Annotated in this window: 9 protein-coding genes; 6 read left to right on the plus strand and 3 right to left on the minus strand. The window is 68.7% G+C overall.

Features of this window, described 5'->3' with window-relative positions; all coding sequences use genetic code 11:
* Window positions 1-2 precede the first annotated feature (2 nt).
* Window positions 3-434 carry a hypothetical protein gene (locus HOV91_RS37185; protein ID WP_174189895.1) on the minus strand — a complete coding sequence of 144 codons (432 nt, stop codon included), beginning with the start codon at window positions 432-434 and terminating at the stop codon, window positions 3-5.
* A 199-nt stretch (window positions 435-633) separates the two neighbouring features.
* Between HOV91_RS37185 and ctaE the strand changes: the two genes are divergently transcribed.
* The 4 genes from ctaE to qcrB all read left to right on the plus strand — a co-directional run bounded on the left by ctaE (window position 634) and on the right by qcrB (window position 5081).
* The gene (gene ctaE / locus HOV91_RS37190; RefSeq protein ID WP_174189896.1) at window positions 634-1245 is read left to right on the plus strand and encodes an aa3-type cytochrome oxidase subunit III; all 612 of its coding nucleotides are present in this window, start codon (window positions 634-636) and stop codon (window positions 1243-1245) included.
* An 86-nt stretch (window positions 1246-1331) separates the two neighbouring features.
* Window positions 1332-2195 (plus strand): cytochrome bc1 complex diheme cytochrome c subunit, encoded by an 864-nt coding sequence (gene qcrC / locus HOV91_RS37195; RefSeq protein WP_174189897.1) that lies wholly within the window; start codon window positions 1332-1334, stop codon window positions 2193-2195.
* 94 nt (window positions 2196-2289) lie between these two features.
* Entirely contained in the window at window positions 2290-3465 is a 1176-nt protein-coding gene (gene qcrA / locus HOV91_RS37200) for a cytochrome bc1 complex Rieske iron-sulfur subunit (RefSeq protein ID WP_438822725.1), read from the plus strand.
* Window positions 3462-5081: a cytochrome bc1 complex cytochrome b subunit gene (gene qcrB / locus HOV91_RS37205; RefSeq protein ID WP_174189898.1), complete on the plus strand. Its 1620-nt coding sequence runs from the start codon at window positions 3462-3464 to the stop codon at window positions 5079-5081. The genes qcrA and qcrB overlap by 4 nt, the downstream gene beginning before the upstream one ends.
* Window positions 5082-5148: 67 nt before the next feature.
* Here qcrB and HOV91_RS37210 read toward each other — a convergent pair whose 3' ends face one another.
* Window positions 5149-5649: a polyadenylate-specific 3'-exoribonuclease AS gene (locus HOV91_RS37210; RefSeq protein WP_174189902.1), complete on the minus strand. Its 501-nt coding sequence runs from the start codon at window positions 5647-5649 to the stop codon at window positions 5149-5151.
* Between the two features lie 185 nt (window positions 5650-5834).
* Here HOV91_RS37210 and HOV91_RS37215 point away from each other — a divergent pair, with 185 nt between their 5' ends.
* Window positions 5835-7220, plus strand: coding sequence for a class II 3-deoxy-7-phosphoheptulonate synthase (locus HOV91_RS37215; RefSeq protein WP_174189899.1), 1386 nt, complete (start codon window positions 5835-5837; stop codon window positions 7218-7220).
* A 27-nt stretch (window positions 7221-7247) separates the two neighbouring features.
* Here HOV91_RS37215 and pknB read toward each other — a convergent pair whose 3' ends face one another.
* On the minus strand, window positions 7248-9218 hold the full coding sequence (pknB, locus tag HOV91_RS37220; RefSeq protein ID WP_217441550.1) for a Stk1 family PASTA domain-containing Ser/Thr kinase: 1971 nt from the start codon (window positions 9216-9218) through the stop codon (window positions 7248-7250).
* A gap of 150 nt (window positions 9219-9368) precedes the next feature.
* On the opposite strand from pknB, the gene HOV91_RS37225 reads away from it, so the two are divergent.
* On the plus strand, window positions 9369-9737 hold the full coding sequence (locus HOV91_RS37225) for an Rv2175c family DNA-binding protein (RefSeq protein WP_174189900.1): 369 nt from the start codon (window positions 9369-9371) through the stop codon (window positions 9735-9737).
* Window positions 9738-9851 lie beyond the last annotated feature (114 nt).

Genomic DNA, 9851 nt, shown 5'->3' on the forward strand with positions numbered 1-9851 from the left:
GTTCAGGGGTGCGGCGGCGGTTGCAGGGCGTCCCAGCCGTCGGCGGTGCCGTCGTGGCGCTGGGCGAGGCCGGCCATGCGGGAGCGCTCCTGGGCGCAGTGCAGTGCGTCCAGGAGTTGTACTCGCTGGAGGATCACCGTTTCGAGCGCGTCGGTGCCGGGGCCGCCGACCTGGGGCGCGGGGGAGTACCCGTCCTGCGCGGCGATCGCGCAGACGGTTTCGACGTGCCGGGGCGGGATGCGCAGGTGGTGGCGCAGCACCACCGGAGCGTCCGGCGTCAGTCCGGTCGCGCGCGCCAGCACGGCCGAGCAGGCCTCCGCGTCGTCGAACCCGGCCGCGACCACGACCAGGTCCGCTCGATCGGGGTCCAGCGCCGGGTGCCGGTCGCGCCGGAACAGCCGCTGCCACAGTCGCGGTGCCACATGAGCCTCCATCTCAGGTTCTCCTTACCCTCGCCTGTCATGCTGGCCGGGCTCTGCTCCGCGTGCGCGCCCCGTTCCAGGCTCGCGCACGTCCGTCCTTCCCCGCCCCCGCCTGGTCGAGAGCCCGTCCCTTCCTGCGTTTTCGGACACGGAGGAACGAGTTTCGTACCCGGGTACTGCTGTCGTACTACGACGAGTCATACTTACCCCCGTGACGACCGCAGTAGGGACCCCAGGATCGGCCATTACCCAGCGTGTGCATTCGCTGAACCGGCCCAACATGGTCAGCGTCGGTACCATCATCTGGCTGTCGAGCGAGCTGATGTTCTTCGCAGGCCTGTTCGCGATGTACTTCGTCGCGCGCGCGCAGGCGAACGGTCACTGGCCGCCGGAGCCGACCGAACTGAACCTGAAGCTCGCCGTGCCGGTGACGGCCGTGCTGGTCGCGTCGTCGTTCACCTGCCAGATGGGCGTGTTCGCCGCGGAGAAGGGCGACGTGTTCGGCCTGCGCCGCTGGTACGTGGTCACCTTGGCGATGGGTACGTTCTTCGTCCTCGGCCAGGGCTACGAGTACCTGAACCTGGTGCACGAGGGAACGTCGATCTCCAGCAGCGCCTACGGCTCGGTGTTCTACATCACCACCGGTTTCCACGGTCTGCACGTGATCGGCGGTCTGATCGCGTTCGTGTTCCTCCTGGTGCGCACCAAGGTCAGCAAGTTCACCCCGGCCCAGGCCACCGCGGCGATCGTCGTCTCCTACTACTGGCACTTCGTCGACATCGTGTGGATCGGGTTGTTCGCCACGATCTACTTCGTCCGCTGATCGTGGACGCCGCGCCGCCCAGCGGGCGCGGCTAGACCCCAGATCTTTCGCAGAAGTCGGTTCCGTCTACTTCAAAGGGACTACAGATGAGTTCATCTCCCCCGTCAGCGCCAGAGCCCGCCAGCCCCGGGAACGGCCAGGCCAGCAAGACGCGCAGGCAGCGCCGCGTTCGCCGCCGCATCGCGGGCGGGCTTGCGCTGCTGGTGGGCCTCGTCGGAGCAGGCTTCCTGGCATCGGCCCTGACGCCGGACCCGCAGCGCGCGACCGCGCACCAGGACCAGTCCGCGCTGATCCGCGAGGGCCAGCAGCTCTACGACACGTCCTGCATCACCTGCCACGGCGCGAACCTGCAGGGTGTGGTCGACCGCGGTCCCAGCCTGATCGGCGTCGGCGAGGCCGCCGTCTACTTCCAGGTGTCCTCCGGCCGCATGCCGATGGCCCGCAACGAGGCGCAGGCGCAGCGCAAGCCGCCGAAGTTCGACGCCCACCAGACCGACGCGCTGAGCGCGTTCGTGGCGGCCAGCGGCGGCGGTCCCACCGTGATCCGCGACGCCGACGGCCAGATCGCCCAGGAGTCGCTGCGCGGCGACGACATCGCCCGCGGGTCGGAACTGTTCCGGATGAACTGCGCGTCCTGCCACAACTTCACCGGACGCGGCGGCGCGCTGTCCTCCGGTAAGTTCGCGCCGCCGCTGGCACCCGCCAGCGAGCAGCAGATCTACGCGGCGATGCTCACCGGCCCGCAGAACATGCCGAAGTTCTCCGACCGCCAGCTGAGCCCGGAGGAAAAGCGCGACATCGTCGCCTACGTCAAGAACGCCAGCGAGGAGCACAGCCCGGGCGGCTGGGATCTCGGTGGCTTCGGTCCCGCGACGGAAGCGCTGGCCATCTGGGTGGTCGGCATCACGCTCGTGGTCGGCGCCGCGATGTGGATCGGATCTCGGTCATGACCGGTCAGCGCCCGGCGACGGTAGCTCGCGTGACCACGGCGACCCCGGTCACGCCGAAAGGACACAGGTCATGAGCGAGAAGGAGCGAGACGAGATGGGTCGGCCGGAAGAAGGCCACGACGCGCACCAGTCGAAGGAGCAGCCGGTGAACGCCCCCGCGGCGGAGCCGACCGAGGCCGACCTCGACAAGATGTCGCGCGACGAACTGGTCAAGCTCGGTACCGAGCGCGACGGCGTCGACGTCGCCTACCGCCGCGAACGCTTCCCGATCCCGGGCACCCGGGCCGAGAAGCGGGCCGAGCGCGCGGTGACCTTCTGGTTCGCGGTGTCCGGCATCGCGGCCGCCGCGCTGGTCGGAGTGTTCCTGTTCTGGCCGTGGGAGTTCAAGGGCAAGGACGAGGAGGGCCACGGGCTCTACTCGCTGTTCACCCCGCTGGTCGGCCTGACCTTCGGCATCTCGGTGCTGGTCATCGGCGTCGCGGTGGTGCTGATCCGCAAGCTGTTCATCCCCGCCGAGCTGTCCATCCAGCAGCGGCACGACGGTCCGTCGCCCGAGGTCGAGCGCCGCACCCTGGTGGCCGAGCTGCAGGACGCGCTGGACACCTCCACCCTCGGCCGCCGCAAGATGATCACCCGCACCGCGGGCGCCGGCGTCGGCGTGCTCGGCATCGGCGCGCTGCTGGTGTTCGTCGGCGGCATGATCAAGAACCCGTGGGCCAAGGGCGACAAGTCGCCGCTGTGGGTCTCCGGCTGGACCCCGGACTACCCGGGCGAGACCATCTACATCCGCCGCGACACCGGTCGCCCGGACGACGTGGTGCTGGTGCGTCCGGAGGATCTGGACGCGGGCGCCATGGAGACGGTGTTCCCGTGGAAGGAGAAGTGGCGCGGCGACGAGCACGCGACGCTGGATTCCCTGCGCGGCATCCGTAACGCGGTCATGCTGATCCGCCTGCGTACCGAAGACGCGCAGAAGGCGATCAAGCGCAAGGGCCAGGAGAGCTTCAACTTCGGCGACTACTTCGCCTACTCGAAGATCTGCACCCACCTCGGCTGCCCCACCTCGCTGTTCGAGCAGCAGACCAACCGGATCCTGTGCCCCTGCCACCAGTCGCAGTTCTCCGCGACCGAGTGGGGCAAGCCGGTCTTCGGTCCCGCCGCTCGCGCGCTGCCGCAGCTGCCGATCACCGTCAACGCTGAGGGCTTCCTGGTCGCCAACGGCGACTTCATCGAGCCGCTCGGCCCGGCCTACTGGGAGCGCCGTTCATGAGTCCTTCAGCCGCAGCCCAAGCCAACGAGGCGGACGAGCGGTACCGCGCCGCCGCGTTCATGAAGCGGTCGATCAACAAGGTCTTCCCGACCCACTGGTCGTTCCTGCTGGGCGAGATCGCGCTCTACAGCTTCATCATCCTGCTGCTGTCGGGCGTCTACCTGACCCTGTTCTTCGACCCGTCGATGAGCCACGTCGTCTACGACGGCGCGTATCAGCCGTTGCGCGGCGTGACCATGTCGCGTGCGTACGAGACCGCCCTGAACATCACGTTCGAGGTGCGCGGTGGTCTGTTCGTGCGGCAGGTGCACCACTGGGCGGCCCTGCTGTTCGCCGCGTCGATCATCATCCACCTGTTCCGGATCTTCTTCACCGGCGCGTTCCGCAAGCCGCGTGAAGCGAACTGGGTGATCGGCTCTCTGCTGCTGATCCTGGCGATGTTCGAGGGCTTCTTCGGCTACTCGCTGCCCGACGACCTGCTCTCCGGCACCGGCCTGCGGGCCGCGTTCGGCGGTATCACGATGAGCATCCCGATCGTCGGCACGTGGATGCACTGGCTGATCTTCGGCGGTGACTTCCCCGGCGACATCATCATCCCGCGCCTCTACATCGCGCACGTGCTGCTGTTCCCCGGCATCATCCTGGCGCTGATCGCGGCGCACGTGGCGCTGGTGTGGTACCAGAAGCACACCCAGTTCCCCGGACCGGGCCGCACCGAGAACAACGTGGTGGGCGCGCGGATCGTGCCGGTGTTCGCCGCCGACCAGGGCGCGTTCTTCGCCTTCACCCTGGGCATCGTGGGCATCATGGGCGGCGTGTTCCAGATCAACCCGATCTGGAACCTGGGTCCGTACAACCCGTCGCAGGTGTCGGCGGGTTCGCAGCCGGACTTCTACATGATGTGGACCGACGGCCTGGCGCGCCTGATGCCGCCGTGGGAGCTGTACATCGGCAACTACACGGTGCCCGCGGTGTTCTGGGTCGCGCTGATCATGGGTCTGGTGTTCGCGGTGCTGATCGCCTACCCGTGGATCGAGAAGCGGCTCACCGGTGACACCAGCGCGCACCACAACCTGCTGCAGCGCCCCCGCGACGTCCCGGTCCGGACCGCGATCGGTTCGATGGCCATCGCGTTCTACGTGGTGCTCACGCTGTCGTGCGTCAACGACATCATCGCGCTGAAGTTCGACATCTCGCTGAACGCCACCACGTGGATCGGCCGCATCGGCCTGCTCGTCGCGCCGCCCGCGGCGTACTACATCGCCTACCGGTTCTGCCTCGGCTTGCAGCGCAGCGACCGCGCGGTGCTCGAGCACGGCATCGAGACCGGCGTGATCAAGCGCCTGCCGCACGGCGAGTACATCGAGGTGCACCAGCCGCTGGGCCCGGTCGACGACCACGGCCACCCGATTCCGCTGGAGTACCAGGGCGCACCGGTGCCGAAGAAGATGAACCAGCTCGGCTCGGCCGGCAAGCCCGGCACCGGCAGCTTCCTGCGGCCCGACCCGCAGGAGGAGAGCGATCGGCACTTCGAGATCGAGCACGAGGAAGAGCACCGGCAGCTGAAAGTGCTGCAGCGGGCTCAGGAAGCGGCCAACGGCAAGCACGGCCACTGACACACCCCGTCACGCGACGGCCCCGAGTCGAATCGACTCGGGGCCGTCGTGCGTCACGACACGAGCGTCACAGGCGCGGCGCCGCGCGGCGAGCGGCCTCGATGGCCTCGAACTTGGCGAGGTTGTGCCGGGCGTCGGCCAACGCGTCGTGCGCGTCCGGCGGGATCGGCGGCAGTTCGGGACGGCCGTGCGCCTCCCAGTGCTGGCGCAACTCGTTGGTGTAGCGCGGCAGCGTGTTGGGCAGATCGACCATGGAGCCCCACAGCTGGCACAGGGCGACATGGTCGTAGGCCGAAACCCAGGCCCATAGCTCCGGCTGCACCGTCGGACGGGGCACCAGGAACGCGTACAGCTCGTCGCGGATCCGGTCGCGGCTGCGCCACAGCGGCGAGGACGGCGACGGCAATTGCGGGAGTACGAATTTGCGGACCCACGGACCCGCACGCCGGGCATCGAATTCGGTGGACACCGCGTAGTACTCCCTGCCGTCCTCGCAGACGACGCCGATGGAGATCAGATCGATGGTCACACCGTCCTCGATGAATTCGCAGTCGTAGAAATATCGCAGCGAGATCGGTCTCTCCTCGGCTTCCGGTGCCGTTGCGGCAGGTGCGGGTTCCTGGCAACCCTATGGTGACGGCCGGCGCCGCGTGCGCAAGGGCCCATGTGGTGGAGATTTCCGCCACCTTGGTGCGCTACTCCACCACTGCTACCGGGTGTTCCAGCAGGGTGTTCGGTCCGTATTCTGAAGACGTGAACTGGACCGTCGACGTACCCATCGATCGCCTGCCGGAACTGCCGCCGCTGCCCGCAGAACTGCGCAGGCGGCTGGACGACGCGCTGGCGCGCCCCGCGCTGCAGCAGCCGTCCTGGGATCCGGAGCAGGCGGCCAAAATGCGCACCGTACTGGAGAGCGTGCCGCCGATCTGCGTGCCCGCCGAAGTGGAGGAGCTGCGCGAGCAGCTGGCCGAGGTCGCCCGTGGTGAGGCGTTCCTCATGCAAGGCGGCGACTGCGCGGAGACCTTCGCCGACAACACCGAGCCGCACATTCGCGGCAACATCCGCACTCTCCTGCAGATGGCGGTCGTGCTCACCTACGGCGCGAGTATGCCGGTGGTGAAGGTGGCGCGGATCGCCGGTCAGTACGCCAAACCGCGCTCCTCGGATGTCGACTCGCTCGGGCTGAAGTCCTACCGCGGCGACATGGTGAACGCGCTGGCCGCCGACGCGGCGCTGCGCGAGCACGATCCGTCGCGCCTGGTCCGGGCCTACGCCAACGCGAGCGCCGCGATGAACCTCGTGCGCGCGCTCACCGGCGCGGGCATGGCCGACCTGCACAAGGTGCACGACTGGAACCGCGACTTCGTGGCGAAATCGCCCGCGGGCGCGCGCTACGAGGCGCTGGCCGAGGAGATCGACCGCGGCCTGGCCTTCATGACCGCGTGCCGGGTCAACGACCCGAGCCTGAAATCGGCCAGGATCTACGCCAGCCACGAGGCGCTGGTGCTGGACTACGAACGCGCCATGCTGCGGCTGAGCGAGAACGCGATCGGCGAGCCGGTGCTCTACGACCTGTCCGCGCACTTCCTCTGGATCGGCGAGCGCACCCGCCAGCTCGACGGCGCCCACATCGCGTTCGCCGAACTGGTCGCCAACCCGATCGGCCTGAAGATCGGCCCGTCCACCACGCCCGAGCAGGCCGTGGAGTACGTGGAGCGGCTGGATCCGAACAACGAGCCCGGCCGGTTGACCATCGTGTCCCGCATGGGCCACAGCAAGGTGCGCGAGGTGCTGCCGCCCATCATCGAGAAGGTGCAGGCCACCGGCCACCAGGTGATCTGGCAGTGCGACCCGATGCACGGCAACACGCACGAGGCGTCCACCGGCTTCAAGACCCGCCACTTCGACCGCATCGTCGACGAGGTGCAGGGCTTCTTCGAGGTGCACCACGCGCTGGGCACGCACCCCGGCGGCATGCACATCGAACTCACCGGCGAGGACGTCACCGAGTGCCTCGGCGGCGCGCAGGACATCTCCGACCTGGATCTGTCCGGCCGCTACGAGACCGCCTGCGACCCGCGGCTGAACACGCAGCAGTCGCTGGAGCTGGCGTTCCTCGTCGCCGAGATGCTGCGCTGAGCGCCGAAGCCCGGACGGCCGCACGGGCTAGGGCAGCGCCACGATGGTGACCGTGTCGCCGGCCTCCAGGTTGACCCCGATGGCGGGGGTTTGCGAGACCACGAGTGAGCTGTCGGCCCGTGCCAGCTGTTTCACCTCGACCTGCAGGCCGAGGCTTTCCAGCTTGGCGCGAGCGTTCGCCACGGTCCACCCGCGCACATCGGGCATCTGCAAAGCGTTGGAGATCAGGAGGACCACTCCGTCGCCGGACTGGATGGTGGCGCCCGCCCCCGGCTGGGTGCCGATGGCCTTGTCCGCTTCGATGGCGCGGTCGAACTGAGTCGTGGTCTCGCGAATCGCGATCCCGGCGTCGGTGAGGATCTTGGTGGCCTCGACGGTCGATTTGCCGCGCACGTCGGGGATCTTCACCGGCTGAGACCCCTTGCTGCGGTACACCTTCACCTGCGCGCCGAGCGGCAACACCGTGCCCGGCCTCGGCTCCACCCGGGCGACTGTTCCCTTCGGCGCGGTATTGGACTCTTCTCCGGCGTCGACCGGTTGCAGCCCGTTGTCCTTGATCAACTGGTTGACCTTCGAGGTCTGGTCACCCGGTTTGACGTCCGGCACCCTGGGCTTGCCGTTGGAGACCAGGACGGAGACCGTGGAACCCTTGGTGATCTTCGACCCGGCCGACGGATCGCTGCCGACCACGCCGCCCACCGGGATCGTGTCCGACGCCTTCTGCCGGATCTCGGTCTCGAACCCCGCGTTCTGGAGAGTGGCGACCGCCTTGTCGGTGTCCAGCCCCGCGATCGGCGGCACGGCCGTGTAACGGCCGACACCCAGCCACCAGCCGCCGATCCCGACCAGCAATGTGAGGATCGCGACGATAGCCACCCACAGCCACACCGTGCGCCGAGACCGATTGAGCCCGTCGGCATAGGGCGGATACGGCGGCGGCGCGGGATGGGCTTGGCGCACCGGTTGCGGACGGGCGTAGTCGTCCGGCGGGTAGTCGAGCCGAGGTCGCTGGGCGGTGACCACTCTGGTGTGCTGCACAGGCTGCGCTGTGTGCGGCTCGTGGGCCGCCGCCCCGGCGAACCCGGCCCGGTCGGCGGGATCCGGCGGGACGGCTCGGTAGCTGGCGCTGAGATGTTCGGCGGACTCCTGCGGCGCGGGCACCCGGTAGGGGGGCAGTCGCAGCGCGACGCCGATCTCCCGCAGCGCGGCCGCCATTTCGTTCGCGTCCGCGAACCGGTGCGCGGGCTCGCGTGCGGTGGCCTTGGCGACCAGTTCGTCGAACTCCGGCGGCACCCCGGAGATGAATCCGCTCGGGCTCGGCACGTCCTTCTCGATGCGCTGATAGGCCACCGAGATCGAAGTGTCACCGGTGAACGGAACCTGACCGGTGAGCAATTCGAAGATCAGCACGCCGAAGGAATAGACGTCGCTGCGCGAGTCGGCGGAGCCGCTGGTGACCTGCTCCGGCGACAGGTAAGCGGCGGTGCCGAGGATCACGCTCGCCGACGTGGTGTTCGCCGCGGCCACCGCGCGCACCAGACCGAAATCGGCGATCTTGACCTCGCCCGCGTCGGAGATCAGCACATTCTCCGGCTTGATGTCGCGATGCACCAGACCCGCCGAGTGCGCGACGCCGATCGCCGCCAGCACCGGCTCGGCCACCGCGCGCACCGCGTGCGGCGGCATCGGGCCGCGTTCGCGCAGCAGCTCGCGCAGCGTGCCGCCCTCGACCAGCTCCATGATCAGAAACGGGTGGTCGCCGTCGACGCCCTGGTCGTACACCGCGACCAGCGACGGATGCTTCAGCTTGGCGACCGCGCGCGCCTCGAACTCGAACCTGGACAGGAACTGCGGATCGCCGGCGAACTTCGGATCCATCACCTTGATGGCGACCGGCCGGTCCAGGCGGGTGTCGACCCCGCGGAAGACCATCGACATTCCGCCGCGGGCGATCGGCGCATCGATCCGATAGCGCCCTTCCAGCATCTGGCCGATCAAGAGAAGTCCTCCGGCTTTCACAAAATTCTCACCACTCGCGATACCTCCGACAAGCGATCAGCCGCTCCGTGCGGCCCCCACGATGGTATCGACTCCCACCACCCCGGGTGTCTCACGACGTGCGGCGCGGCACCGTCTACCGTTATCCGCGTGAGTGCATTTCCCTGCAGTGACGACGTCGTTCCGCAGTCGGTGACCTTGGTGCCGCTGCCGGAGGTGGCCGACCGGCTCGGGCTGGTGGTGACCCGGGTCCACCAGATGCTGCGCGACCACCAGCTGATCGCCGTCCGCAGAGACGGCGTCGCGGGCATCCCGGAGCGCTTCTTCGACGACACCGGCGCGGTCGTGAAGCCGCTGCCCGGCCTGATCACCGTGATGCGCGACGCGAAGTACACCGACGAGGAGATCCTGGAATGGATCTTCACCGAAGACGAGAGCCTCCCCGGCAAGCCGATCGACGCCCTGCACGGCCCTTTGGCCCGCGAAGTCCTGCGCCGGGCGGCGGCGGACCCGTTTTAGTTTGGCCGCGCCTTCGGCGCGGCGTGTTCGCGGCCCCCTTATGGCTCGCGTCCGAGTGGCCGCCGCTGGCGACTTCGTCGCGGACGCGGCGGCCACTCGGACGCGAGCCGGGCC

It is taken from the genome of Nocardia barduliensis, assembly GCF_013315795.1.
In the GTDB taxonomy this organism is placed as follows: Bacteria; Actinomycetota; Actinomycetes; order Mycobacteriales; family Mycobacteriaceae; genus Nocardia; species Nocardia barduliensis.

Coding starts and splice junctions, on each gene's coding strand:
- HOV91_RS37185 (WP_174189895.1), bottom strand. CDS start 434: ATGGAGGCTCATGTGGCACCGCGACTGTGGCAGCGGCTGTTCCGGCGC.
- qcrC (WP_174189897.1), top strand. CDS start 1,332: ATGAGTTCATCTCCCCCGTCAGCGCCAGAGCCCGCCAGCCCCGGGAAC.
- qcrA (WP_438822725.1), top strand. CDS start 2,290: ATGGGTCGGCCGGAAGAAGGCCACGACGCGCACCAGTCGAAGGAGCAG.
- qcrB (WP_174189898.1), top strand. CDS start 3,462: ATGAGTCCTTCAGCCGCAGCCCAAGCCAACGAGGCGGACGAGCGGTAC.